Origin of the sequence: Amphritea japonica ATCC BAA-1530 (assembly GCF_016592435.1) — a bacterium.
Lineage (GTDB): Bacteria > Pseudomonadota > Gammaproteobacteria > Pseudomonadales > Balneatricaceae > Amphritea > Amphritea japonica.
The window spans coordinates 3,781,314-3,807,370 of record NZ_AP014545.1 but is presented as its reverse complement, the minus strand read 5'-3'; the positions used below and the strand labels follow the sequence as shown (position 1 = coordinate 3,807,370).

The following is a 26,057-nucleotide window of genomic DNA, read 5'->3' as shown; positions in this document are numbered from 1 at the left end:
AGGCTTTTTTATCGTCGATAGTTAGATGTCTTCAAACCAGAGTTCATCGTTAATTTGATGTTCGAGCTCTTTTTTCTTTCTGCGTTCTTCAATGGCACGTCGGTAAACGAGGCTTTTTGCAGAGGCTTTTTTCTTCATAGCCTGTTGGGCTTCCTCTTCAATACCAACAATTATATCAAAGACTTCGGTTTGAATTTCGCTGAGATTCTGACCTTTCCGTATTAGCATAGCAGGGGCTCCTATACGTTCTGTAAAATCTACCTGGCAGCCTTATTCCAGAGACGGCTAACCGGCGGCTTTGCTTTATTGATTAACAGCTAAACTCTTTTTTATAACAGACAAAAGAGAATTTCAAATATGCGTAGCCCTTAAAGCTGTCTTTAGCTGAATTAAATATGTCAGAGAAATGTTACAGAAATGAGAATAAAAGGCGCAAATCAGTCAGCAGGTTTGCGCAAGGGCAGGCGCTTATCATTCTGACGCAGGCTTTTCAGGCCCCGCTTAATAGTCTTGAGGTGGTCGAGTAATCCTGGTCCTAGCTTCATTGCCACTCCAACGGCCAGTACATCGATAACAACCAGATGTACAACTCTGGAAGACATCAGCGTGCTGAGGTCTTTATCTTCTTCCAGGTCGATATGGATAGAGATAGATGCCAGGTCAGAGAGTGGCGTATTACTGGGGCAAAGGGAGATGACGGTTACTCCGGCATCTTTTACCAGCTTCACTGAATGGAGAAGATCCTTAGTGCGACCTGTTTGGGATATAGCGATAACTACATCCTGCTCAGTCAGCGTCGTTGCCGATATCATCTGCATATGGGGATCTGAATAGGCTGATGTTGCGATTTTAAGGCGATGAAATTTATGTTGAGCATCATTGCATACGGGGGCTGATGCGCCAAAGCCATAGAGTTCAAGGCGATTGGTATTGGCAATTGCATCAATAGCGGCTTCAAGGGTTTCAGCGTTAAGTTCTTCCCGTACGCGCATCATATTACCGACGGTTGAGTCGAAAATTTTCTGCTTGAATTCACTTACTGTATCTTTGCTGTTGAGGGAAAACTGTTCGAAATTAGCATTACTCGCGAGGCCCTGGGCTAGCGTCAGTTTAAAATCCTGAAACCCATCATAATTGAGTGCCCGGCAGAAACGCACGACCGTAGGCTCGCTCACATTTGCTTCTGAAGCTAAGTCAACAATTCGCATATGAATTACATCTGAAGGATGCTCCAGTACGTAATCGGCAACTTTCTGCTCAGACTTACGCAGATTCGATTTTGCATCAGCAATAGACTTTAGAAGGTTAAGTGATTGCAAGCTGGATTCCGTATTCAGGTTATGCGTAATGTGACGGCAATGAGTATATCAGTAATTTTGTTCAAGAGAATTAACCCTTATCTTATTATTAGTGCTTTTTAGTTGCGAAAAATCAGGTAAAGCAACGGGCTTACTATTTGAAATTGCAGGATTTAAAACTTGGTGCTATGTTCATTGGGTTATGTATAAAAATAGAATAAATTGACGATTAGGGAGATGCCTTGTGAAACGTCGTGAGATTGTTAAAGTCTTGGGTCTGGGTGCCGCTGCTGCGGGCCTGGCTGCATGTACGGAACAAAAAGCGCCGGTTGCTGATTGTAAGCCGGTTGCACAACCTGCTGCGCCAGTCGCCGCTAAGCCAGAGACCATCGAATGGAAGATGGTAACAACCTGGCCAAAAAACTTTCCTGGTTTGGGTACCGGGGCGAATAACCTGGCAGCTCTGATCGGCGAAATGTCCGGTGGGCGAATCAATGTAAAAGTCTATGGGGCTAAAGAGCTCGTAGGCGCGCTGGAGATCTTTGATGCCGTATCTCGTGGTACTGCCGAAATGGGACATGGTGCCGCTTATTATTGGAAAGGTAAGACCCGTGCAGCACAATTCTTCGCTGCGGTACCTTTCGGGCTGACGGCTCAGGAGATGAACTCATGGTTGTACCACGGCGGTGGTATGGAGTTATGGGAAGAGGTCTATGCTGAATTTGGTCTGATCCCTGGGGCAGCCGGCAATACCGGTGTTCAGATGGGCGGGTGGTTTAATCGTGAGATTAACACTCTAGAAGACCTGAAAGGCTTGAAAATGCGGATTCCGGGTCTGGGTGGTGAAGTGCTTAAGCGGGCTGGAGGTACACCTGTACTGCTACCTGGTGGTGAGATATTCCCCTCTTTGCAGTCAGGCGCTATCGATGCAACCGAGTGGGTGGGCCCATACAATGATCTGGCCTTTGGTTTGCATAAAGCCGCTAAGTTCTACTACTACCCTGGATGGCATGAGCCAGGTACAACTCTGGAAAGCTTCATTAATAAAGAAGCTTTTGAGAAGCTACCTGAAGATTTGCAGGTTATTGTGCGTAGTGCGATTCGAGTGGCAAACCAGGATATGCTGGCTGACTTCACAGCGAAGAACAACCGCGCACTGGAACAATTGGTGACTGAACATGGTGTTGAGTTACGCAAGTTCCCGGACGAAGTACTGAAAGAGATCAAGTCCTTGTCTGATGCAGTGGTATCTGAAGAGGCAGCGAAAGATCCGATGTCACAGAAAGTCTTTGAGTCTTTTGTTAAGTTCCGTGATCAGGCTACCCAGTGGCATGCGGTATCTGAACAGGCTTATCTGAACGCCCGTTCTTTGTAAGTTATCTCAATTAGAAAAAAACAGGCTGTAATGCCTGTTTTTTTTGTGCTTCAAGTAGTCATTCCAGAGTCTATGACCGGCTCTTTATAAAGGGAGAGGCTGTGCTATCAAAAAAGCCTGTATCGCTGGCTGTGACTTTTGATTGCTCTGAGAATAAAAGATCAACGCTAGTGCCATAGGAGGCTTTATCTGGTCAGGGTGATATTTGGCTCTTATAACATATCCATAGTATTAAGTTTTAAATGTTATAACGGTAATGGTGATTTTCAGTCGTATTTCAGGAAAGCATCATATATTGACTGTGGATTGAAAAACATATGAGGATGTCGCCATGAACACTAAATTATTAACAGGTATTGCTTTGAGCTTAGCTATGATTTCATCTAGCGCCTTTTCTGCGAATTCTATGCTAAACGACCCTTATTCCACTCATGTCATAAATAATTCAAAAGTTAATTCCAGTTATGGAATTCATAGTTCAGAAATGCGTAGTAGTTCTAATCAGCATGTTGATAAAGCGGTTAGTTTTGATAAGGCAGCCTCTAGCTGGGGTTGGGATGCTGATTCATCAAAGTAAGTGAAATAATTGTATTTATAAAAGCCTTATAACGTTAGTTATGAGGCTTTTTTATGCTGCCAGATAATAACTAACCTTTATAAAAATTTATTATCATAAATATAATGATTTTCAGCGGTATTTCAGGAAGACATCATATATTGAATATGAATTGAAAATATATGAGGATATCGCCATGAACACAAAATTATTATCTGGTATTGCATTGAGTTTAGCAATGATTTCATCCAGCGCATTTTCTGCAAACTCTATGCTAAACGACCCTTATTCCAACCATGTGATAAATAATTCAAAAGTTAATTCCAGCTATGGAATTCACAGTTCAGATACTAACAACAGCTCTAATCATCATGTTGATAAAGCGGTTGGTGTTGATAAGACGGATTATACCTGGGGTTGGGATACTGATTCATCAAGGTAAATTAACGGGTTATATACAAAGACACTTATAGTGTTAGCTATGAGTTATTTTGTTAATAGAATTACGTAATAGCTTATTAGTTTTAATAATTACATTATTATCTTATGTGACGTTAATTTTAATAAAAAACATCAAAATATAATTATTATTTTCAGCCATATTTCAGTAAAGAACTATATATTAAATATGAATTGAAAATATATGAGGATATCGCCATGAACACAAAATTATTATCTGGTATTGCACTGAGTTTAGCCATGATTTCATCCAGCGCCTTTTCTGCGAATTCTATGCTAAACGACCCTTATTCCACCCATGTCATAAATAATTCAAAAGTTAATTCCAGTTATGGAATTCATAGTTCAGAAATGCGCAGTAGTTCTACTCAGCATGTTGATAAAGCGGTTAGTTTTGATAAGGCAGCTTCTACTTGGGGTTGGGATACTGATTCATCAAAATAAGTAAAATAATTTAATAGTTAAAAGCCTCATGGTATATATCATGAGGCTTTTTTGTTTTTTAACTTAACCATATACCAGGTTTGGCAACCAGGTAGCTAACCCTGGCCACTGCGCTATCGCAAGTAGGGCAACTAGCTGGATCAGGATGAAGGGAATGACTCCTCGATAGATCTGCATGGTTGAGATACTTTCGGGTGCGACACCGCGCAGATAAAATAACGCAAACCCAAAAGGAGGGGTGAGAAAGGATGTTTGCAGGTTTATCGCTATCATTACACCTAACCATATAGGATCCAGCCCCATAACCAGCAGGATTGGCGCTACGATGGGTACTACGACAAAAGTGATCTCGATAAAGTCGAGGAAGAAGCCCAGCAGAAAAATCACCAGCATCACCAGTGCGACGGCACCAAAGACGCCACCAGGCAGGTCTGCAAGAAACTCTCTTACCAGGTCATCACCGCCATAGCCTCGAAATACCAGTGAAAAGATGGACGCCCCGACCAGAATGATAAATACCATTGAGCTGACCTGGGTGGTCGTACGCATAACGTCTTTGAGGATAGCTAAAGTAAAGCAGCGACGTGCCATGGCCAGCACCATTGCGCCTACGGCACCCACTGATGCGGCTTCAGTGGGTGTGGCCCAACCTCCTAATATAGAGCCCAGAACTAAACCGACGAGTAAAATGGGGGGCAATAGCGCTGAGATGACTCGCTTGAACATATTGTCCATCGCATCCCGCTCATCCTGAGGAATAGCCGGGACGGTTTCTGGGTGGAAGATGGCTTTAAATATAAGATAGAGAATATAAGCACCGACCAAGAGTAATCCCGGTAGCAGGGCGCCGAGAAATAGATCACCAACGGTGACTGTTTCCGGTGAGTATATGCCCTGATCTAATTGGGCCTGCTGATAGGCTGAGGATATTACATCTCCTAAAAGCACCAGTACTATTGACGGGGGAATTATCTGACCCAATGTCCCTGAGGCACAGATGACGCCGGTGGCGACTTTAGGATCGTAGCCTCGTCGTAACATCGTTGGTAGTGAAAGTAAGCCCATAGTTACGACTGTCGCTCCGACGATGCCGGTACTGGCAGCGAGCAACATGCCAACCACGGTGACTGATATTCCCAGACCTCCCCGAAGAGGACCAAAGAGAGCTGCCATGGTATCCAGCAACTCTTCTGCGACTTTGGATTTTTCTAGCATAACGCCCATAAAGACAAACAGAGGTACAGCAATCAGTACCGTGTTATTCATGATGCCAAATAAGCGATTGGGTACTGCCTCCAGAAAACTGGGCTCAAAGTGCCCCGTCATAATGCCGATAGCCGCAAAAATAAGTCCCGTACCGGCCAATGAAAAGGCAACAGAATAGCCGAGTAGCAGGACTAAGATTGCCGCCAGAAAGAGTAGAAGTGGCAGTAGTTCGCTCATAAGGGGCGCTCCTGAATATCCGTTTCTGGCAAGTGATCTTGTCCGGTGAGTGCCATAAAGTTGCGCAGTAACTCTGCAATACCTTGCAGGATCATCAATACCGGCATCAGTAGCAGAGAGGTTTTAAGAACGTATAGCGCTTCAATGCCGCCAGCTTCCTGCGAGCCTTCCAGAGTGTGCCATGAGAAGGCGACATACTCCCAGGAGATCCAGAAGATAAAGCCTGAAACAGGCAAAAGCAAAAACAAGGTGCCAATGATATTGATGATGGCTTTTCCCCGCTCTCCCAGTGGTCGATAGAATATATCTACGCGGACATGTCCATCATGCTTCAGGGTATAGCCTGCTCCCAGTAGGAAGATGAAGCTGTGCATATAGATAATCGATTCTTGTAACTGGATATTACCGATATTGAGGACGTAGCGCATAACAACGACTACAAAGGTTACTAAGACCATTAACAGTGTTAACCAGGCGATAGAGCGACCGGTCCATTCGCTGAAGCCGTCCAGCCCTCTGATAATTGTTGCGATAGCGTTATTTTTCATGGTTTTATTGTTTTCCGATCAGAGCCCGCGTTGCTTTTCGAGTATACAGTAAAAAAGGGAACTGAATCAGGGGATTAGTAACAAGAAATATGATGTTAGCCGTGTTGGTTTGGTGGGGTATAAATCGATGATAACTGCTGCAAAATGATTATTGCGCTGTACAATAAGGCAAACACAATTCTGGAGTTAATCTGATGTCACAATGGTCGCTGGAAAAGGAGCTTAAGGTTCTTGAAGGCTGGCAGCTGAGCGCTTTCTCAGTAGCTGTAACTGAGCGGATGTTTCCCAATTTTGCACTATTCTCTTCTCTGCTGGAGTTTGGTGATCGTGATCAGGTTCGCAGTATTCTGGATGGTATCTGGAGCAAACTGAGTAATACCGGCGCAAAAATGAATTTTGAAGTTCAACAGATTAATGTTGAAGTGAACATGCCTGATCTTGAAGAGTTTGATATGTACGGAGCCTCGCCAGCGTTGGATGCGATGGTTGCGCTGTATTCAACTATCAACTGTCTGCTGGAACCTAATCGGGCAGAGGCGACTAATGTGGGCAATCTGTCACTGGAAAGTGTTGCAACCTTTATCGAGGTGACTGCAGACGCTGATATGTCGGACGAAGAGCTGCTTCGTTGCATCAGCAATCATGATTTAATGCTTCAGGAAGAAAGTTTTCAGGAAGAAGTTATTACCCGACTGAGTGGTATGAAAAATGCCACAGCGGCAACAATAAGCGACCTCAAGCGGCTGGCGGCCAATGACGGTGTCAGCAATATCGGCGTTAGTGACGAACAATGATACGGCTGGGGTTGTTATTATTAGTTCTGCCGGGAGTCATTCTGATGGCCGTGTTTTGGTCTGAACAGAGTGCAGTAAATGAGTGCTTATCAGCCGGTGGTTCATTTGATTACCTGATATCTGCCTGCGATATGACCCAAAGTCATCCGTTTGTTCCTTTTGGGGCGCGAAACCCTCTTTTTGTAAATTTGACGATGCTGGCTTCAGCAGTTGGCTTCGGTTTTTGTTTGATTGGGCTCTACGTGAGAGCTCGCTGATTTAAAGGGATTAAATAGAATGCGACGCTTTTGGCTGGGTTTATTATTGGCTGTTTTGGTGGGTGTTTTTTATGGCTGGCTTTATGGCCCTGAGTGGCTCGAAAGCTGGAATGAGACAAATCAGCAAGTGGTTGAACAACAAAAGCGTGAAGGCGCTGAAGCAGGTCAACAAACTGATCAGCAAGGCTGTTTATCTACGGCATTGCAGCGAGTGGAAAGTTGTAAAGAATCTGAATATCGTTGCACGGTAAACGGAGGAGCATTTTTGAAAGCTTGTTGGAACGAAAGCCTTCCATCAGAGGGTTTCTGTGGTCAGGTGCCCGCTTACAATGAATCAGCAACGAGTGATGATAAAGCCTGGGTCAAAGAGCAGTGTAGTGAATTAGGTATGCTGGCTAAGGGGTGTCGTTTGTTAATACGCCAACAGCAGAAATTGTGTAGCCAATAATGAGAGCCTGAGCCCAATATTCTTACAAATTACCCAATTTGGGTAATTTGTAAGAATGATCTGATATTAGAGTACTACCGATCTGGTTATGCTCCTTGTTTATTGATTTTCCTGAGCTTTTCAAATAAAAATCGATAGCTCTGTTTTCCTTCCTTTGAGCCCTTCATAAGCTGTTTTTCCTAAAACTCTCTCGTTAGAGGCCTTGTAAAATATCCATTCTCATCGTAGTTTAATACGCTCGTTTGAGGTCGGCGTTGTTCATTTTTTCTTTCGCCAGCCATACAAACAGAATATTAAAAGCATTGCTTACAAACAATAAATATAAGAAAGGTAAATGGGCTCTGTCTTCTTTGACATTGAGTCTCTCAGATACAGGATGTTATCTGATTATGTTGTAGAGTAACTTCGCCTATAGAATCTAGGGTGCTGAATCTTTTTTCTGATTAGGCAATATCTCTGCACTACTCACATCTGACCTGTTTATACCTACCTGCTTATATCTATCTTTGTTCATCGTTTTGTTGACTGTAAATGTTGTATGTCTTTCTGTCGGCTCATGGAGCGGATTCAATATTAAGGTATTTGGGATAATCAGGAACAACTATGCATATTGGCACGTTAAGCTTTCCCGCTGACCAACAGCAAAAGTTGGCACGGATACTCGAATTGTCCAAGCACCAGCGATATGAACTGGTGGAGTTTGATGCTCATACCCCACCAGACCTGTTATTGCTATTCGGAGCCGATGCGATGACAGACCCTGAGCTTGAGTCTCTTCCTGAAGCCTACCGTTCGCGTATGGTGCAGGTGAGTAAGCTTCCGCCTGAAGATAAAGGGTTGGGGCATATCCGCTACCCACTTATCTCTTCCCGTGTTATCAGAACACTTGATGATATGACATCAGAAAATGAGGAACTGACCCCGGAGGAATTAGAGGCTGCTACATCGACTGATAACCGCTTTAGTAAGTATGAAAATGTTGTAGCGTCAACGATATCGCCGACGACAGAGAGTGGCGGATACCGGGTTTTGGTGGTTGATGATAATAGCTCGATGCAGCAGGCGCTCAGACTGGAGCTGGAGAAATTACCGGCTACGATTGAGCTGGTCTATGCAGATTCGGGTGAGCAGGCGCTGGAACAGATCGTCAATGATCAGTTTGATTTTATATTTCTTGATGTATTGATGCCGGGTATTGATGGCTTTGAGACCTGTACCCGTATGCGGGAGATACCCCGCTTAAAGAAAACCCCGATTATTATGCTGACATCTAAGACCTCACCTTTGGATGAAGTGAAAGGAATTATGGCCGGCTGCTCTACTTATCTGACTAAGCCGATCGATCATGAAGAGTTTCAAAAAGTAATCACCCGGGTGTCTGGTTGGGTCGATGAATTTAAACAAGATTAAAAGGTAAATAGGCGAGATTATTTAGCCCGTTATCTGACAAATTGATTGGAGCAGTAATGAGTAAGAAAATCCTGGTCGTAGATGATGACCCTGTACAGCAGCAACACATCAGTAATCTGCTGAGTAGTGTTGATGCTGAGTTGATCCTGGCGGCGAATGGGCAACAAGGAGTGACTAAGGCGTTGGAAGAGCTGCCAGACCTGATTCTAATGGATGTTGTGATGCCTGAGGTAGACGGTTTTGCTGCGTGTCGGCAGATCACCTCTATGGCTGAAACCCGGAATATACCGGTGGTGATTGTTTCCAGTAAAAATCAGGAAGCAGATAAGGTCTGGGCACAATTACAGGGGGCTAAAGCGATGATTGCAAAACCATTTGCTGATCAGGAACTGCTCGCTCGTGTTAACGAATTCCTTTGAGCCTGGCGATGGAGTTGCTTAATAACGAGCCCCAGGTGGAGGCTTTCTCTGATATTGCTCCCTCAACCGGGGCTTATGACTTGCGGCACGGGTTTCGGGTGGGATTCCTGCAATTGTTATTGCAGTCGCAAACCCGCTCGGAATTGCTTCGTTGTGAGCAGGTGTGTGGGATACCTGATACTCCGGGCTGGTTCGTGGGTTTCATGAATCACCGGGGTGAAGCTGTCCCAGTGTATGACTTTGCTGCATCGTTGGGACTGGAGGCTACCAATCAGAAAGAAGGTTGGTTGTTGTTATTGGGAGAGCACCCGGAAGCTGCCGCATTACTGTTGGCGGACACTCCGGAAAGTGTTACCAGTCCTCAAGTGTTGCCTCAAGATGTGTCTTTACCTATCCCGGATATTCTAAAGAATATCTGCGGTGGGCAGTATCAGCATCAAAATTCTGTTTGGTTTGAGCTGAATCACCAGGCATATTTTATTGCTCAAAAACAACGATTTAGAAGAGCCGAATCTAACCTGAATATCGATCAGGGTATTTAATTTAACGGGGTATAAAGAAAATGAGTTCATTCTGGCAAATGAAAACAACAAATGATCGCCAGATCTGGGAATTCCGCAGTATCCGAATGCCGGTTAAATTTGCTGTTGCTGGCGCATTGCTGGTGATCGGGCTTATTTTTATGGGTGCATCTTTCTATCAGACGGTTGTAATAAAGGAAGAGGCTGAAGCTCGTAGCCAGGAGCTGAATGACTTTCTGCTGCTAGTCAGTGATATTCGTTCTAATATCGCCCTGGCCAGATATCACGAGAAGAGCTTTCAGGTTGATAAAGATATGGCGCAGTTGCCTTTATACAACGACACCATGGCGAAGGTAGATTCAGATATTCAGACGATGAAACAGTATCTGCGAACGGAACAGGACCAGGCTCTGGTGGCCCGGTTTCAATCAGTTATAGATAATTATCAGGACACCTTCTATGACGCATCCGAAGCTTCAGTAACCGCAGGCCTGACAGCAGACCAGGGCATTTCTGGTCAGATAAATAAGCTGTTGTGGGAGACCGATGCTCTGATTATCTGGATTCAGCGGGACTGGTTACGCAGCTCTTTCGATACGTTAAAAAGTAACATGAATGAATACATTGCCAGTGGTGGTCGAACGGTAACGAATGACTCTGTTGCCTCACAGATATTACGCCTGAAAAATCAGATGGAAGCGGCAAAGGCGGTAAAGCAGTTTCCGCAGAACAGAACGGCCGTGATTAATAACCTGGGTGAAGTGGCACTGCTATTTGCTGAGTTGTCAGACTCTGTAGAGCGTGGCACCGGTCAGTTTGAACAGTTACAAACCATTATTGTTGAGCTGGAGCCTTTTATTGGTCAGGTAATTAAGCTGGCCGATAGCTATAAAGTTCAGAACAGTGATCTTCAGGCGGAAGAAGTGCTGTCAATGGTGACCTATTTCTTTGCTTCAATGGGCTTAATGCTTGTTGCGATGGCTGTCGCTATGTCGATTGTTAAATACGGGGTGGTTGATCCGGTCAATAAACTGCAGGACACCGTTAACCGGATACGCGAGGGTGATGTAGAGGCCCGCAGCAGACTGGAGGCCCGGGATGAACTGGGGCAGCTAGGCCTGGTACTGGATAACTTGCTGGATGAGAAAGAACTGGCGTTGACGGCAAAAGAAGACGAAAACAAAACACTTAACAACTCGATTATTGAGCTGATTAAGAATGTATTCCTGATCAGTCAGCGTGACCTAACGGTTCGGGTTCCGGTTGCAGAGGACGTAACCGGTGCGATTGCTGACTCGATTAACCAGCTGACCACATCGATAGAAACTGTACTTAACGATGTGAATGCAGTATCGACCCGGGTAAATAACGCATCAGTGCAGGTTAAATCGCAGTCTGAAACCGTACTGACATATGCCAGTAAGGAGCAGGAGGAGATTGTCGAAACCTTGCAGGGTCTGGACTCGGCAATCAAAGCGATGGAGCTTATTTCAAAGCTGGCTGTATTGACCAACAACGCTTCTCAGAAAGCGATTAAAACCTCTGAAACAGCGATGGATTCAGTATCTCAGACAATTGGTAGTATTAACAAAATTCGCCAAACTATCCACGAAGCAGAAAAACGGATTAAGCGTTTGGGAGAACGTTCTCAGGAGATCGGCGGTATCGTCAACCTGATCAATAATATCTCTGAACGAACCCATGTATTGTCTCTGAATGCGAGTATGCACGCGGCATCGGCGGGTGAAGCAGGTCGGGGTCTGATGGTGGTGGTAGATGAGGTACAGCGTTTGGCGGAGAACTCCCGTGAAGCAACCTCTGAGATCGAGTCACTGGTAAATAATATCCAGCTTGAGACCGCAGATACTATTAATGTTATGAACACTGTAATTACCGACGTTGTCGAGGGAACCCGGTTGGCAGAGGAAGCGGGTGAACGTATGGATGAGACCCGTTCGACCACACAAACGCTGGTAGAGTCGGTGGTTCGTATTGCACAGAATTCTGCCCGACAGGCGAAAGTAGCGAAAGAGTTGCGTGAACGTGCGGGTAAAATTGATGAAACCACGATGGCGACAAACAAAGAGATGTTACAGCAGGCGGAATTGTCAGATGAACTGGTAGATGCTGCACAGGAATTGCAGCGCTCTGTCAGTGTATTTAAGTTGGCGGCCCCTGCCGTTTCCTGAGCCATCTAATAGGCAAATAGCATGACTCGCGAAAGTATCACAGCCGCAAACCAGTTTCTTGCGTTGTTACAGACACAGATTGATTCACAAATCGTCCCTGGGGAGCTGATTGATTCGCTTCAGGGGCTGGTTGATTCGTATAGCGAAGCGGGGCTGCTCGGTATTGCTGATGCATTGGCGCTCTTTGCTGAGCAGCTTGAACAGCTGGAACAGATCGAAGAGTTGGCAGAGCAACGGGTTCTGTTGATCGACTTTTCACAGGCACTGGGTGAGCTTATTCATCAGCCTCAAGCCGGTGTTTGGCAGTACTTGCTGGCCTGTTTGAGCGATACACATTGGCCAGAGCCACTCGAGGCTGAAGATTGTGATTTTCTTGCAGACTTGCTTGAGCAGGATTGTCAGACGCTGATTGATTGCGTGCTTGAATCTACGCCGGTTACGGAAAGTGTTTCCGGGCAAGACTTGCCTGAAAGCTCAGGTAGTAGTTTAGCTGCAGGCTGGGGGGAGCAGTTAGCGCAGTTATCCAGCTTAGAGACTGAATCTGGCGTAGAACAGTTGCATCTGCTGGTGGAGATATCTGGTGATGCGGGCTACGCTGGCTTTGCTGATCTGTTTGCCTTGCTGGCTGAGCAGTGGGAATCTGAAAGTGACAACCCTGAGCGTCTGGAGCTGCTAAAACGGGCGTGTGAGTTATTGCAAAGTTTACAGGTGGAGGACGCTGAGTGCCTGTTGGCTTTGATGAGCGATCTGCGTTGGATTGAGCCGTTGCCGGAGGATGACAGGCAGTTCCTCCTTGAATTATTGCTGCCCGATCTACAGCAACTTGATGCTATTGAAACCGAACTTCAGAGCGATGATATTCAAACCGTTAAAACCGAAGCTGAACAAGCTTCCCCTCTACCTACTACAGCCTCTTTCTGCGATGTTGATTTAGCATTACTGCAACAGCCGGGTCCACAGCTGGAGCCTGCCGTACTGCAAATGCTGACGGATTCGTTACAGGGGTTACTGGATAATTGGCAGACGCTAGGGGAGTCGGAGGAGAATGCGGATAAACTATTATCTGCAATAGCACAACAACTTGAACCGGTAACTCGGGCGCTGAATTCGGTGCATCTGCTGGGGGCCGCTGCGATTACACAGGGTATTGCCACCAACATCTGTTGGTTGCTGAGCAATCCACAGTCGTTTCAGTCACAGCTGCAACTCCAGATCAGAGAGTTATTGGCAGAGCTGATCAAATACCTGACAGATATTACCGACCCTGAAAGACAGCAGGTGCTTAAAGACCAGCTGGAGGCTCTGCAGTTACCCGCTAAGCCGACGGAAGAGCAGATCAGTTATATTGGCGGATTACTTTCCCTGGCGTCCTTGCAAACCCTTGAAACCCTGGAAAGGGAAGAGGCCGTTGCTGCTGATGTTGCGTTGAAGGTTGCCGATGATATCGATCCCCAGTTACTTGAAATGTTGTTCAACGAACTACCTATGCTGTCGGAGCAATTATCAGAGCAGCTTCTGTTGATGGTGAATGCCGCAGATGTTGAAGCGATTCGTGAAGCGCAACGTGCTGCTCATACGATCAAAGGGCTGGCGAATATGGCAGGGGTCAGTGGAATCGCCAACCTGACACATCGGCTGGAAGATATTCTTGAGTTATTTACTGACGCGGAGAAAATTCCGCCTAAGCGTTTGAGTGATGACCTGATTGCGATCACTGATACTATCGCGGTTATGTGCGAGTCGGTTGTTGATCAGGGTGCCGCGCCGGAGAATGCTTGCGCAACGCTACAGTTGGTTATGGACTGGCACTATCGATTGCGCAGTGAAGGGCTGGACCTGCCAGCTGCAACAGAGGTTACGCTTGAACGCCAGCCTGAGGAGGACGCAGCGGTCCTCTCTGGAGAGCGGCAGACGTTAGAAAACGAACCGGAAAGTCCGCTTCAGCCAGCAGAAAACAGTAATCGCGAACAGACCTTTTTCCGTGTTCCTCAGGCTTCTCTCGACAGCTTAATGCGATTAGCAGGCGAAGGCACGACGCTGAATACTCAGCTTGATGAAGAGATCTCCCAGCTACGCAGCTCAGTACGATTAAGTCGTGACCGTCAGCGAGCTTTACAACGGGTTCTCTTTGAACTGGAGCAACAGCTGAATGAATACTATACCCTGCAACCTGGATTGGACCAGGACAGCGAAGCCTTTGATCCTCTGGAGATGGACCGCTATAACGAGATGCATACCAGTCTCTCCAGACTTCAGGAAGCGGTTGCCGATATCCACGAAGTGGAGCAGCAGATGGACCGGCATATTCGTCGGACTAGTGAGCTGCATATTGCTCAGAACGGGGTTCAGAAAGAAACCCTGGAGAGGGTGCTAAGCACCCGGATGGTGGAGGTTAAGTCGATAACCGCCCGACTGCAGCGAGTATTACGGCAGGCCTGTCGTACTACCGGTAAGCAGGCCGAGCTGATTATCGAGGGTGAGGCGACATTGGTGGATAGTCATATTCTTAATCAATTAGCTGATCCGTTGATGCATATCGTTCGCAATGCCGTCGACCATGGCCTGGAGACGCCAGATGTTCGGACATCGTTGAATAAGCCCCAGCAGGGCAGAGTTGTTTTGAGGTTCTGGCTGGAGAATGATCTGATTCGGGTAACCTGTGGCGATGATGGGGCGGGTATCGATACAGGGCGAATTCGTGAGGTTGCACAGCAGCGGGGGTTGATTGAACCTGCGATTGAGCTGACGAAGCGGGAGATAGAACGATTGATTTTGATCCCCGGCTTTTCAACCCGGGATGAAATTAGTCAATTGTCTGGCCGTGGTATCGGCATGGATGTTGTCCACCAGCAGATAATGCGATTGCAGGGAAATCTGGATATTCGCTCAGATCAGGGGTTGGGAACGACTCTTGAATTATCGATGCCTTCCAGCTCGTTGATGATTAAAACGTTGCTGGTTAGGGCAGGGAAGCAGATCTACGCACTGGCCAGTCATGGTTTGGAGCAAAGCCTCATCTCGCTGGATGGAAGGTTGCATGATACGGCAGAGGGTATGAGATTCGAAAGCCAGGGTGAGCATTTTCCTGCCTATGGTTTGGAAGCCCTGCTGGGCGAGCATGGTAAGCCTTATGAGTCCGGTCAGGTACATCCCGTATTGTTGGTGAATCTGGGGCCGGGTGAAAAAGTAGCGATCATGGTGCGCGAAGTGATCGCTCACCGTGAGTTGGCTTTTAAGCCCATGGGCGACTATCTGCCAGATCTTCCAGGAATACCAGGTATTACAATACTGGCGAATGGTGATACCGCACCGGTTATCGATCTGCCTGCGCGGATTCGGCATAAGTCTGTGGGTAATCAGAATCTCTTTACACCGTTAGCCCTGAGCGATGATCTGGGTTTACCGAATCTACTCGTAGTGGATGACTCGCTCAGCGCCCGAACGTCTCTTGCAACGCTGCTGCGGGATACTGGATATGAAGTGAATACTGCTATCGATGGCTTAGATGCGATGAACCAGATCCGTAAGAAACGTCCTGATCTGGTGCTGACCGATCTGGAGATGCCCCGGATGGGAGGAATGGAACTGACCAGTATGATCCGGGGAAGGGAGGAGATCGACAGTATTCCAGTGTTGATGATTACCTCCAGAACGACTACCCGGCACCGGGCAGAAGCTACATCGGCCGGAGTGAACTCCTTCCTGACCAAGCCCTGGACAGAAAACATGTTGCTGGACAACGTGCGTACGTTGTTGCAGCCCGAAAACCCAATCGCCTGAAGGTAATGTCGGTATGTGCTTAATAACAATAAGAAAGCGCTTTGCTATGGTTTCACTCTTGTTGCTCTGTGTTACAGGTCCGACTTATGCGGCGAATATTTCAACCGCAGCGGAGGTGGTTAATGCTGCCGTTGAACAGCGGACATTGATCCAGGTAATGCTGAAGAACTATGTGCTTTCTGGGTTGGGAGTGCGCTCTCGTAAAGCGAATCAGGCACTGGCTGAGGCGATAACGCGCTTCGATCTGCAGCAGCAACAGCTCAATGCTGCAGTTACTGATATTCAGGTGTTACACCAATTAAAACAGATGGAACAAAGCTGGGTATTATTACAGCGTCAGTACAAACAGAAGCCGGACCGGGCTCGATTAGTCGAGTTGTATACCATGAATGAAAATACGCTTAAGCAGGGAACATTACTGCTAGAGGGCATGGTAGTGGGGAACCTCAGTAAGGGGGCGCAGATGTTAGAGCTGATGGGGCAACATGAATTGCTGTGCCAACGGTTATCTGCTTTGTATGGCATGATGGCTTGGGGTATGCGTGCTGAGGTAGAGCCGGCTTATCGCGAAACGTACCAGGCGCTGGGCGATAATCTGATTAAACTAGAGGCAATACCGTATACGACTCCTTCGATAAACCAGGGATTAAAGAAGATCGGTCAACAGTTGGAGCGGATTCGAAAAACAGCAGATGCCAGCAAGGACGCGTTCGTTCCGGGGTTGGTTGATCGGTCGGTGGTCAGAATGGTAGAACAGGCTAATCAATTGCAGGCGGAGTACCTGCAATTGGCCGGTTCATTGGATAGTACGAATTAATTCTGTGAGTCCATTGTAAGAATCAGCTTGCCACAAACGTGGCCGCTTTGACTGAGTTCGAAAGCTTCTGCTGCCTTATCCAGAGGGAATGTCTCGGTTGTATGCAGTTGTAGCTGTTCATCGGCAACCAGTTGAGCAATTTCACTGAGTTGCTTTGCCGAAGGCTCACAAAGAATGGTTTCAACCCGGCGTCTTTGAGCTGCTCCTGCAGCCACTACCTGGTCTTTTGTGATCGATGGAAGCGTAACGATAGCCCCGTCTGCTGTCAGGCAAGGCAGGGCTTCAATTGCAGTTTCCCCTCCTATACAGTCAATAATCAGATCAATATTGCTGACATGATCGGTGATATTTTGGCTGTGATAGTCAATGGTATGTTCACACCCCAGCGTTGCCAGAAACTCGTGGTTGTGCATGGATGCGGTACCGGTAACATGAGCTCCAGCCCACTTTGCCAGCTGTACTGCAAGGTGGCCGACGCCACCGGCCGCTCCTAATATCAGTACTTTCTGGCCCGGTTTAAGGGCTCCTTTATCAAACAGGGCCTGCCACGCGGTCAGGCTTGTTGTAGGAAAGCCGCCAGCGGTGATCAGGTCCACAGCATCGGGTAACCGGCTGATTTGGGCTGCTGGTGCTGCGATATATTCGGCATAGCAGCCGGCCGGTTGAGGAAATCGAATCATCCCGAATACCGCCTGACCCACTTCAAAGTCAGTATCCCCTGCATCAGCAATAACGCCAGAAAACTCCCAGCCGGGTATAAACGGCATCTCATCTATGAAACCGCTGGCGCCACCTCCTGAGCAGGTTTTCCAATCGATAGGATTGACCCCTGCAGCAGTGGTTTTTACGAGAACGTCACCGGAATTAAGCTGGGGTTTAGGCTGGGTGCTGTAAGTTAGCTCTTCGAGGCCGCCAAACTGATGTATAGAGATTGCTTTCATAGTGGACTCCGATGCAGAGAAGGAGAAATAAGCTGCATGTTCACATAAAGTTATAGGCTAAACCAGCCACTTATGCCGACTATTTCTGTTAATCTTAAGGCCTTGAATCATAATTGAAGGTGAAGGGTAGATGTATCTTGTAGTAGCAGAACAGCTGTTAATGATGGTTGGCCTTGGCGTGTTTGTAGTGTCGCTGATACTCTACGTCTTACGAACCCAGGATCTTAAATCCGTACTGGTGTTCTGGCAGGCAACAATTAGCTTCACTAAGCGGGAATTCATGATTAACCGGATCGGTCTGTCTATGATGCTGCTGGCAGTTATTGTCCGTTTTTATAATCACTTTATGGGCTGACCCAACTAATTAACTGAGGACCCGATGAAAGGAAACCCGTTCCGCGGCGCAAATTTTTTTATGCGTGGCCTGGCAATGTTGCCGGAAAAAGGCATACGACATTTTGTGTTAGTGCCGTTGTTGATCAATGTTTTTTTATTTACCGGGGCTATCTGGCTGCTATTTGATCAGATGGGCTACTGGATCGATTATTTACTGAGTTCTATTTTGCCAGACTGGGACTGGCTACAGTTCCTCCGTTACTTATTGTGGCCGCTGGTAGCTGGCTTTGTGTTAATCACGGTGTATTACAGTTTCAGTGTGGTGGCTAATATCATTGCTGCACCCTTCAATGGCATATTGTCTGAGAAGGTTGAGCAGCGCTTGCGCGGAGTCACGGTAACTGATTCCGGTTGGCAGGAAATTATAGCCCTGATTCCCCGAACGGTAGCCCGTGAGATTTCAAAATTACTCTACTATCTTCCCCGGTTGTTGTTTTTACTCGTACTGACGTTTATCCCGGTGCTGGGTATCGTTGCACCGTTTCTGTTGTTCCTCTTTGGCTGCTGGATGATGGCGATTCAATATTGTGATTACCCGATGGATAATAATCACGTTAGCTTTCGGGATATGAAAGATTCCCTTAAGCAGCGGCGACTAACATCAGTTGGTTTTGGCGGCCTGGTGTCCGTGGGTATGATGATTCCGTTGGTGAATTTGCTGGTGATGCCGGCCGCGGTGATAGGCGCGACCATTTTCTGGGTTGAGGAATATACAGGTGACACTGAGATTGACCTGACGCTGCGTCAGGATCAGGGGCGATTAGAGTAATAAGCAGTGTCGGCGAGGCTATAAGAAACGCACGAATTATGTGCGTTTTTTTATAGTTGCTATTCGTTTTCTATATGCTCTTTTGCCGGCGTAGCGATAATGAGATCGGAAGGGAAATGGCAGATAAAGCTACTACCTTTACCCGGCTGACTATTGATGGTTAGCCGACCGCCATGACGAAGCATTACATGTTTAACAATGGCCAGACCCAAACCGGTACCACCACTATCTGAGGACCTGCTCTCATCGACCCTGTAGAAACGTTCCTGCAGTCGTGGCAGGTGAATACTGTCGATACCCGCGCCGTTATCCTGGACTGAGAAGTGACCGCCCTTTTTGTCGGTCCACCAGCGTAGCTTAATATTGCCTTCATTGGGGGTATAACGAACCGCATTAAAAACCAGATTTGAAATCGCACTAAAGATCTCCGATTCCTGACCCAGAAGCGTTTTGCCTGCTTCCAGGTCAACAGTAATAGTTTGGTTCTTGTCTTTGCCGAGGGCCAGGCCATCTTCTTGTAATCGGTAGATTATCGAATGAAGAGGAATAGGCAGTTCATCAGCGACATGAGCGCTGGCTTCAAGGCGTGATAAGAGCAAGAGATCAGATACCAGGTTTTCCATCCGTTTAGACTGACTTTCCATCTGGCTCAGACCGCGCTGTAGTGGTCGAGGCAGCTCTTGGTCAAGAAAGGTCTCTAGGTAGCCACGAATTACTGTAAGCGGTGTACGCAGCTCGTGAGAAGCGTTAGCGACGAAATCCTGTCGGGTCTGCTCCAGTTGTTTGAGGCGGGTAATATCACGGGCGACCAGAATGCGGTCGCCTGCCCCAAAGCGGGTAATCCGGTATTCCAGGATAATATCGTTGTGTATCGGAGAGGAGAGTTCTAACGGATCCTCATACAGCCCTTTGCGGTAGTAACGGACAAAGCGCGGATCCCGTAGCAGATTCATGACCGAGCGACCCCGGTCGGTTTTGACTTTCATCCCTAGCAGACCTTCAGCGGCTCTGTTCCACCACTCTAAATGGTTCTGCCCATCAATAATGACGATAGCGTCGCTCAGTGCTGCGGAGGATTGCTGGAACCGATTGATCACATTACGTAATGACTGAGTACGCTGTTGTTGTCTTTTTTGGTCTCGGGATAGCTCATCAAAGAGTTCCCCCCAATAGCCCTGACTTTCAGGCACCTTAGAGCGGTCACTGCTCATCAACCATTGTTGCAATCGATTGAACTGCTTAATCTGATAGAGTCCCCAGATAATCAGGGTGACAGACAGGGTCCAGCCGGGATGGCCAATGATCAGACCCAGTACAAACCCAGCCACCACGGTTAACAACAGGTTGCTGGCTATGGAGTGGCTGGCGTTATACATCGCTAGTCTCAGGCCGCTTGAGAAGAAAAGCGGTAGCCAGTACCACGGACTGTTTGTATCAGGTAGTCGTGGCGGTCACCCAGTGCTTTACGCAGGCGACGGATATGCACATCAACAGTACGCTCTTCAACATAAACATTGCCTCCCCACACCAGGTCCAGCAGTTGGCTTCGGCTATAGGCGCGATCCTGATGGGTCATAAAGAACTGCAGCAGTCTGAATTCAGTAGGGCCCAGTTCCAGTGGTTTCAGCTCAGAGCTGACCCGGTGAGAGACCGGGTCCAGGGTTAATCCATCGACGGTGATTGGTTCTTCAATACCTTTGGGGGTTGTTCGGCGAAGTACTGTTTTCAGTCGGGCAACTAACTCGCGGGGGGAGAACGGCTTAGTAATGTAATCATCAATACCGGTTTCCAGACCCTGAATCTTATTATCTTCATCGGTTTTTGCCGTTAGCATGATGATTGGGATATCTGAGGTCATTTCATCTTTGCGTAAGCGTCGCGCAAACTCGATACCGCTGATACCCGGCATCATCCAGTCTAATAGGATCATATCTGGAAGATTATCAACGATCATAGGATGGGCAGCCTGGGCGGAATCCGCCTCCATGCACTCATAGCCTGCCATTTCGAGAGCAACGGCGATCATTTCGCGAATCGGAGCCTCGTCGTCAACAATCAGAACGCGTTTACCCGACGTCATGACCAATCACCTCATTTATTAGATATATTCAGACGGTCATATTAGATGATGAAACTGTTACAGAAATATGACAAAGCACCCGGTGATGCAAGTGAATTTGTCATTAAACCGTTAGATAGTGTATTACCACCCCGATGAAGAGGGCCAGGCCGGCATAATTGTTGTTGAGAAAGGCGCTAAAACAGGCGTCCCGCTGACGGTCTTTGATCAGATGCTGCTGATAAGCAAACAAGCCTGCCATGACTGTCAGGCCGAGATAGAATCCGATCGATAAGCTAAGTTGGAGGCCCACCATAATAAATATGATCAGGGTGAGCAGCTGTAGAATACCGATAATAATTTTATCCAGATCGCCAAATAAAATGGCAGTGGATTTTACGCCGATCTTTATATCGTCATCCCGGTCGACCATTGCATACATCGTATCGTAGGCTACCGTCCAGAGCATGGTTGCGGTGTAGATTAGCCAGGCGATAGGTGGAATCTCATTCAGAGTCGCGCTGAAAGTCATCGGTATCGCCCAGGCAAATGCCATTCCCAGCACGACTTGGGGGAGGTGGGTATAACGCTTCATAAAAGGGTAACAGGCGGCCAGGGCAACACCGCCAAAGGAGAGGTAGACCGTCATCGAATTGGTAAACAGCACGAGAATAAAAGCGGTAACCAGCAGCAGAAAAAATAGGATTAATGCTTCTTTTGCAGAAATTCTGCCTCCGGGAAGCGGGCGTTGAGCGGTGCGTTTTACATGCCCATCTACTTTTCGGTCGGCGAAGTCATTGATTACACAGCCGGCTGAGCGCATTAAAAAAGTGCCGAGGCAGAAAATGAATAGCAGATTCAGTGGGGGGATGCCTTCAGCCGCGATCCATAGCGAAAAGAGCATCGGCCAGAGCACCAGGTAGGTGCCGATCGGCTTATTTACTCGCATCAGCTGACCACAAGCCTGCAGTTTTTGTTGCCAGCCAGCTTCGATCGGTTTAGCGCCTGATTGCATTATAAACAGCCTATAATCATTTTTTCCGATAGTTTACCTGTTGTAGTGCCGGCAGGAAAACCTCGGCTACCAGCAGGGGCTTATTTGCCAGCTTAAACATGGACCGACGAGCCCAGACCGTTTCTCCACTCCTTATTTTAAGCCGACTGATTTGGAGAGCGCCTCTGCGCATCGTTGGGTCGCGGAAGAGGACGGTCCCTAGGGAACGGTTTCCCAGGAAGTTTAATTCCCGTTGTTTACCTGTGAGGGTGGTCGCCGGAATAATTGTTCGGGCGAATACCCAGGGTTGCCCAAGACCGACCAGTTGTACTTCACGGATTAACGCTATCTGTCTGGGCGAAATCCCCAGCGCCAGAGCTTCTGAGCGGGTAGGACGTCCCCATATCTGGCGTACAACCTCAACTTTAAAATCACCGTTACTGGCCTGCAACAGGTGTTGGGTCAGAGAGCCACGGTCCAGTAGCCACTTTCGCCAGATATTCGGAGCATCAGGAGCTGCCGGACGTCGCAGTGTATACCAGCGAACGTCGAAGCTATTTTGATTAAGGGCTGCAGGGATTGGCACGATCATTTCTCAGCAAAAAAACTGGCTGTATAGTACCCTAGCCGGATTAAAATGTATCGGTTAGAGCATCGATTGGAACAGGTGAAAGATAATGGCTAAAGCGCAACAACACTACTCAACCGAGCAGATTGAGCAGCTTACCCGACAGTGGGTAGAGACAATGGTCGTGGGCTTGAATCTTTGCCCATTTGCCGCGCCGGTGGTTAAGGATAATTCGCTGCGCTATGCAATCACTGATGCTCGGGGTAGTGAGTCGCTGGTGGCCGCTTTTATGGCAGAGATCGAACAACTGCTGGCGGCCAGTGAAAAAGAGATATCGACTACATTGTTTATCGTGCCGACCGGCCTGGAAGACTTTTACGACTATCTCGATCACTTGCGTCTGTTTGAAGAGTTACTGGAGCAGGCGGGACTGGAGGGCGTGATTCAGCTGGCCAGTTTCCATCCGGGCTATCTGTTTCATGGCGTGGCTGAAGATGACCTGAGTCACTGGAGCAACCGTTCTCCCTGGCCGGTGTTCCATATTATTCGTGAGGCAGAAATGAGCCGGGCGCTAACCCATTACTCTAACCCGGAACAGATTCCTGAGCGCAATATCAAGCGACTGCGCGAGCTGGGGCGGGAAGCGTTAATTGAACGTTTTCCTCCTTTTGCGGATTATTGCTGAGGCCCGCCTCAGGGCTATTCATCAAAGACCGCAACCTGATTGCGACCTTGTTTCTTCGCCTTATAGAGGGCGATATCAGCTTGATCGATGAGTTCTTTCGGGGATTGCCCCTTCTGCGAAGGCAGCGTTGAAGCAACACCCAAGCTAATAGTAACGGGCTGGTCTTTAAAATTAGGGCTATGACGAATATCCAGATCTATGATCTGTTGTCGGATATGCTCTGCTAATATTTCAGCGCCTGTTCGGTCAGTTTCCGGTAGCAGAATGATAAATTCTTCCCCGCCAAAACGGCAAACCAGATCTTGAGCCCGGCGGGCTGAATCCCGAATGCTTGAGGCTATTTGTCGCAAGCAGTTATCGCCGTTCAAGTGTCCAAGGTTGTCGTTGTAGGCTTTGAAATGGTCGATATCGATCAGGATAACTGAAATGGATTGGCGTGAACGCTGGCCCCGGCGCCACTCAGTTTCGAAGCAGCGCTCAAACTCTCTGCGATTATAAACCTGTGTCAGGGTATCAATGCTCGCTGCTCTGGCAAGCATATCGTGAGCGCGCTTCAACTGCAGGAGTATGTTGATGCGTGCCTGAATGATAGAAGTGTTACGTTGTTGTAACAGATAATCTGCAACCCCCATATCATATAGGCTCACCTCATCAGTATCAGAGATGGGTGTGCCAATCACGGCTAGGGGAACCTGTTTTTCCCGGGTTAAATGGGAGGTACTCCGACAGATGTCGATAAGATTTGCGTGCTGTTCCGTATTATGAAGCAGCACGAGATCCGGGCAACGTTCGTCTGAAAGCAACATCTCTTGCAGTGCTGCTAATGACTGAGGCAGAAGTATGTTGTTCTCATCTCTGAGCGTGGACAGTATTGGCCAAAGCTCAGTAATAGGGTCTTCCCCAAGAAGGGCTATCGTCATTCTTTCCTGATAACGGGAACTGCTGGTGAGGGTACCGGGTTCCACGTCGGCTCCCTGCATGAACTCGAGCACGGTTTGTGGGTTTAATAATCCCACCATACGGCGCCCGTCATTAGCCACAATGGCGGGGGTTCGAAGGCCAAAGTTGCCATGCTCCCATTCATTTTGCCAGCGCAGAAGGGTTTCTTCGCAGGCTTCGTCGGTTTCTAATTCAGTGTTTATGCCGGCCTCTTCAAGCGCGTGAAAAATAGTTGAGGGGTTGGCGATATCTTTACCTTTTATCCATAACGCGCGGTAAAGATTACTGAGAAATAGGTTTGATTGCACAGGATCGTTACGTTGAGCGGCAATGACACATAAAGAGGGGAACAGGCTGTCACTCAGGCTTAACGGCAGAGAAATAGTCACCCCTGGGGAGCGATTGCGGATGTTGAAAATATCACTGGCAAGCTCGGACATGCTCTCGACACTGTGCAAATAGGAGCCAGATTCGCTAGAGCGCTCAACGACACGCCATTCAACGTTTTGCAACAGGTTTTGGTTGGCAAGCAGCTCATACAATGCATAACTGAAAGGGCAGTTAAGGTTTCCATATACAACGTATTTAGCCATCCGGGTGCCTTGTCATCGTTTAATATAAGTTGTTGAGAGACTCACAGAGCTATCGGCGGCCAGCAGTAATCTTGAGTAATCGTCGAGATAGTTTTCTTGTAAATCAACAATCCTGTAGTACAAGAATTGTTCTAATTACGATAATATTTATAGTCAGGCATCAAAAAAATTAATAAATACTGTTCTATGTTATGCGAGCTGTGCTGTACGCCAATAATAATTAGATAGAATCTTAGAAAGAAAACAGGGTGGTTGTGTGTCAGTTGAGCTAAAAAGGAAACCTCAGGGGAAGTCTGGGCGTCGGGGTGGCAAAACAGGGGAAGCTGTTTGCGATATGAAAGGGGATCTTTGGGAAATTGATGGGGTCTTTCTAATACTGATGAAACAGGCTATTCCTGGCTGGAGTGGCGGGAATATTCCTCAAGATGTTATTTCTGAATTGAAAAATACCGGCCGTTACCAGGCAGAAGGTATGTTACTCACGGCTCAGCCAACCAGCGGTGGTCAGATCAGCTTAGTGGTTAAGCCTGCTGACTAGCTTTCTGCTCTGTTAAGAATAAAAAGGCAGCATAGGCTGCCTTTTTATTGCTCTGATCGACAAGCAAGCAGCAGGTTATTTTCTTTCTTCAGCTTTGCGAACCGTTCGCTTGATCTCTTTCAGGCTACTGTGGCGTACGTCGGTACCACTGACCAGGTAGATCAGATGCTCTGCCATATTGCGGGCGTGGTCACCGATACGCTCAAGGCTTCGCAATATCCAGATAACGTTCATGATGCTGGAAATGTATCGAGGGTCTTCCATCATATAGGTCATCAGCGAGCGCATCGCTGTGCGGTATTCTGAATCGACCTCTTTATCCTGTTTTGCGACTTTGTAAGCCATTTCCGCATCGCTGCGAGCAAAAGCCGTTAAGCAGTTTTGCAGCATATCGCGCACCAGGTTACCGATATGGCGAACTTCCTGGTAGCCCCGTACATTTTTACCTTCATCAGCTAACTCAATCGCGTAACGACAGATCCGGCTGGTTTCGTCGCCAATTCGTTCAAGGTCGCTGACGGCCTTGCTGACAGAGATAATCAGACGCAGGTCTGCGGCGGCTGGCTGACGGCGGGCGATGATCAGTGTGCACTGCTCATCAATCATCATCTCCATGTCGTTGATTGCCTGATCGCTTTTGCGAGCTTGCTCTGCCTGTTCGGTGTCACCCTCTACCAGAGCTTCAACGGCATCGCTCAGCTGGCGTTCAACGAAACCTCCCATCGTTAGCAGTTCTGTACGGATCTGCTCCAGTTCTTCATTGAAGCTCTGGGAGATGTGGTTGCTATGGCGGTCCTGTTCGTAACTCACTGTAATG

General features: G+C 47.5%; 28 protein-coding genes. 17 read left to right on the top strand and 11 right to left on the bottom strand.

What is annotated here, in order from left to right; all coding sequences use genetic code 11:
• Positions 1-21: 21 nt before the first annotated feature.
• Both AMJAP_RS17580 and AMJAP_RS17575 read right to left on the bottom strand, forming a co-directional pair.
• On the bottom strand, positions 22-228 hold the full coding sequence (locus AMJAP_RS17580; protein ID WP_019621263.1) for a PA3496 family putative envelope integrity protein: 207 nt from the start codon (positions 226-228) through the stop codon (positions 22-24).
• Between the two features lie 209 nt (positions 229-437).
• Positions 438-1,319: a MurR/RpiR family transcriptional regulator gene (locus AMJAP_RS17575; RefSeq protein WP_019621264.1), complete on the bottom strand. Its 882-nt coding sequence runs from the start codon at positions 1,317-1,319 to the stop codon at positions 438-440.
• Between the two features lie 223 nt (positions 1,320-1,542).
• Between AMJAP_RS17575 and AMJAP_RS17570 the strand changes: the two genes are divergently transcribed.
• From AMJAP_RS17570 to AMJAP_RS17555, 4 genes are all read left to right on the top strand, one after another.
• The gene (locus tag AMJAP_RS17570; RefSeq protein WP_019621265.1) at positions 1,543-2,673 is read left to right on the top strand and encodes a TRAP transporter substrate-binding protein; all 1,131 of its coding nucleotides are present in this window, start codon (positions 1,543-1,545) and stop codon (positions 2,671-2,673) included.
• Between the two features lie 331 nt (positions 2,674-3,004).
• On the top strand, positions 3,005-3,250 hold the full coding sequence (locus tag AMJAP_RS17565; protein WP_019621266.1) for a hypothetical protein: 246 nt from the start codon (positions 3,005-3,007) through the stop codon (positions 3,248-3,250).
• 175 nt (positions 3,251-3,425) lie between these two features.
• A complete protein-coding gene (locus tag AMJAP_RS17560; protein ID WP_019621267.1) occupies positions 3,426-3,671 on the top strand; it encodes a hypothetical protein in 246 nt (81 codons plus the stop codon).
• 215 nt (positions 3,672-3,886) lie between these two features.
• Positions 3,887-4,132, top strand: coding sequence for a hypothetical protein (locus AMJAP_RS17555; protein ID WP_019621268.1), 246 nt, complete (start codon positions 3,887-3,889; stop codon positions 4,130-4,132).
• Between the two features lie 63 nt (positions 4,133-4,195).
• Here AMJAP_RS17555 and AMJAP_RS17550 read toward each other — a convergent pair whose 3' ends face one another.
• Positions 4,196-5,575 carry a TRAP transporter large permease gene (locus AMJAP_RS17550; protein WP_019621269.1) on the bottom strand — a complete coding sequence of 460 codons (1,380 nt, stop codon included), beginning with the start codon at positions 5,573-5,575 and terminating at the stop codon, positions 4,196-4,198.
• Positions 5,572-6,123 carry a TRAP transporter small permease subunit gene (locus AMJAP_RS17545; protein ID WP_019621270.1) on the bottom strand — a complete coding sequence of 184 codons (552 nt, stop codon included), beginning with the start codon at positions 6,121-6,123 and terminating at the stop codon, positions 5,572-5,574. Before AMJAP_RS17545 ends, AMJAP_RS17550 begins: the two co-directional genes overlap by 4 nt.
• Positions 6,124-6,317: 194 nt before the next feature.
• Between AMJAP_RS17545 and AMJAP_RS17540 the strand changes: the two genes are divergently transcribed.
• The 9 genes from AMJAP_RS17540 to AMJAP_RS17500 all read left to right on the top strand — a co-directional run bounded on the left by AMJAP_RS17540 (position 6,318) and on the right by AMJAP_RS17500 (position 16,758).
• Positions 6,318-6,917, top strand: coding sequence for a YjaG family protein (locus AMJAP_RS17540; protein ID WP_019621271.1), 600 nt, complete (start codon positions 6,318-6,320; stop codon positions 6,915-6,917).
• Between the two features lie 44 nt (positions 6,918-6,961).
• The gene (locus AMJAP_RS17535) at positions 6,962-7,174 is read left to right on the top strand and encodes a hypothetical protein (RefSeq protein WP_236588733.1); all 213 of its coding nucleotides are present in this window, start codon (positions 6,962-6,964) and stop codon (positions 7,172-7,174) included.
• 19 nt (positions 7,175-7,193) lie between these two features.
• A complete protein-coding gene (locus AMJAP_RS17530) occupies positions 7,194-7,622 on the top strand; it encodes a hypothetical protein (protein ID WP_019621273.1) in 429 nt (142 codons plus the stop codon).
• A gap of 603 nt (positions 7,623-8,225) precedes the next feature.
• A complete protein-coding gene (locus AMJAP_RS17525; RefSeq protein WP_019621274.1) occupies positions 8,226-9,032 on the top strand; it encodes a response regulator in 807 nt (268 codons plus the stop codon).
• A 56-nt stretch (positions 9,033-9,088) separates the two neighbouring features.
• Positions 9,089-9,451, top strand: coding sequence for a response regulator (locus AMJAP_RS17520; protein ID WP_019621275.1), 363 nt, complete (start codon positions 9,089-9,091; stop codon positions 9,449-9,451).
• On the top strand, positions 9,448-9,993 hold the full coding sequence (locus AMJAP_RS17515) for a chemotaxis protein CheW (protein WP_019621276.1): 546 nt from the start codon (positions 9,448-9,450) through the stop codon (positions 9,991-9,993). Before AMJAP_RS17520 ends, AMJAP_RS17515 begins: the two co-directional genes overlap by 4 nt.
• Positions 9,994-10,013: 20 nt before the next feature.
• Complete coding sequence (locus AMJAP_RS17510) at positions 10,014-12,161, top strand: methyl-accepting chemotaxis protein (protein ID WP_019621277.1); 2,148 nt, start codon at positions 10,014-10,016, stop codon at positions 12,159-12,161.
• A 21-nt stretch (positions 12,162-12,182) separates the two neighbouring features.
• Entirely contained in the window at positions 12,183-15,941 is a 3,759-nt protein-coding gene (locus AMJAP_RS17505; protein ID WP_019621278.1) for a hybrid sensor histidine kinase/response regulator, read from the top strand.
• Positions 15,942-15,954: 13 nt separating this feature from the next.
• Positions 15,955-16,758 (top strand): hypothetical protein, encoded by an 804-nt coding sequence (locus AMJAP_RS17500; protein ID WP_156815151.1) that lies wholly within the window; start codon positions 15,955-15,957, stop codon positions 16,756-16,758.
• On the opposite strand, the gene AMJAP_RS17495 is transcribed toward AMJAP_RS17500, so the two are convergent.
• Positions 16,755-17,699 (bottom strand): NADP-dependent oxidoreductase, encoded by a 945-nt coding sequence (locus AMJAP_RS17495; protein WP_019621280.1) that lies wholly within the window; start codon positions 17,697-17,699, stop codon positions 16,755-16,757. The genes AMJAP_RS17500 and AMJAP_RS17495 overlap by 4 nt on opposite strands.
• A 130-nt stretch (positions 17,700-17,829) precedes the next feature.
• On the opposite strand from AMJAP_RS17495, the gene AMJAP_RS17490 reads away from it, so the two are divergent.
• Positions 17,830-18,054, top strand: coding sequence for a hypothetical protein (locus AMJAP_RS17490; protein WP_019621281.1), 225 nt, complete (start codon positions 17,830-17,832; stop codon positions 18,052-18,054).
• Positions 18,055-18,078: 24 nt separating this feature from the next.
• A complete protein-coding gene (cysZ, locus tag AMJAP_RS17485) occupies positions 18,079-18,864 on the top strand; it encodes a sulfate transporter CysZ (protein WP_019621282.1) in 786 nt (261 codons plus the stop codon).
• A 59-nt stretch (positions 18,865-18,923) separates the two neighbouring features.
• On the opposite strand, the gene phoR is transcribed toward cysZ, so the two are convergent.
• From phoR to AMJAP_RS17465, 4 genes are all read right to left on the bottom strand, one after another.
• Positions 18,924-20,240, bottom strand: coding sequence for a phosphate regulon sensor histidine kinase PhoR (gene phoR / locus AMJAP_RS17480; protein ID WP_019621283.1), 1,317 nt, complete (start codon positions 20,238-20,240; stop codon positions 18,924-18,926).
• 8 nt (positions 20,241-20,248) lie between these two features.
• The gene (phoB, locus tag AMJAP_RS17475) at positions 20,249-20,944 is read right to left on the bottom strand and encodes a phosphate regulon transcriptional regulator PhoB (RefSeq protein WP_019621284.1); all 696 of its coding nucleotides are present in this window, start codon (positions 20,942-20,944) and stop codon (positions 20,249-20,251) included.
• 103 nt (positions 20,945-21,047) lie between these two features.
• Entirely contained in the window at positions 21,048-21,938 is an 891-nt protein-coding gene (gene ubiA, locus AMJAP_RS17470; protein ID WP_019621285.1) for a 4-hydroxybenzoate octaprenyltransferase, read from the bottom strand.
• 16 nt (positions 21,939-21,954) lie between these two features.
• Positions 21,955-22,509, bottom strand: a complete 555-nt coding sequence (locus tag AMJAP_RS17465; protein ID WP_019621286.1) for a chorismate--pyruvate lyase family protein — start codon at positions 22,507-22,509, stop codon at positions 21,955-21,957.
• A gap of 85 nt (positions 22,510-22,594) precedes the next feature.
• Here AMJAP_RS17465 and AMJAP_RS17460 point away from each other — a divergent pair, with 85 nt between their 5' ends.
• Positions 22,595-23,170 (top strand): DUF1415 domain-containing protein, encoded by a 576-nt coding sequence (locus AMJAP_RS17460; protein ID WP_019621287.1) that lies wholly within the window; start codon positions 22,595-22,597, stop codon positions 23,168-23,170.
• 14 nt (positions 23,171-23,184) lie between these two features.
• Here AMJAP_RS17460 and AMJAP_RS17455 read toward each other — a convergent pair whose 3' ends face one another.
• The gene (locus AMJAP_RS17455; protein WP_019621288.1) at positions 23,185-24,702 is read right to left on the bottom strand and encodes a diguanylate cyclase; all 1,518 of its coding nucleotides are present in this window, start codon (positions 24,700-24,702) and stop codon (positions 23,185-23,187) included.
• 256 nt (positions 24,703-24,958) lie between these two features.
• Here AMJAP_RS17455 and AMJAP_RS17450 point away from each other — a divergent pair, with 256 nt between their 5' ends.
• Positions 24,959-25,240 carry a hypothetical protein gene (locus tag AMJAP_RS17450; protein WP_019621289.1) on the top strand — a complete coding sequence of 94 codons (282 nt, stop codon included), beginning with the start codon at positions 24,959-24,961 and terminating at the stop codon, positions 25,238-25,240.
• Between the two features lie 75 nt (positions 25,241-25,315).
• On the opposite strand, the gene phoU is transcribed toward AMJAP_RS17450, so the two are convergent.
• Positions 25,316-26,050 (bottom strand): phosphate signaling complex protein PhoU, encoded by a 735-nt coding sequence (gene phoU / locus AMJAP_RS17445; protein ID WP_019621290.1) that lies wholly within the window; start codon positions 26,048-26,050, stop codon positions 25,316-25,318.
• Positions 26,051-26,057: the final 7 nt, after the last annotated feature.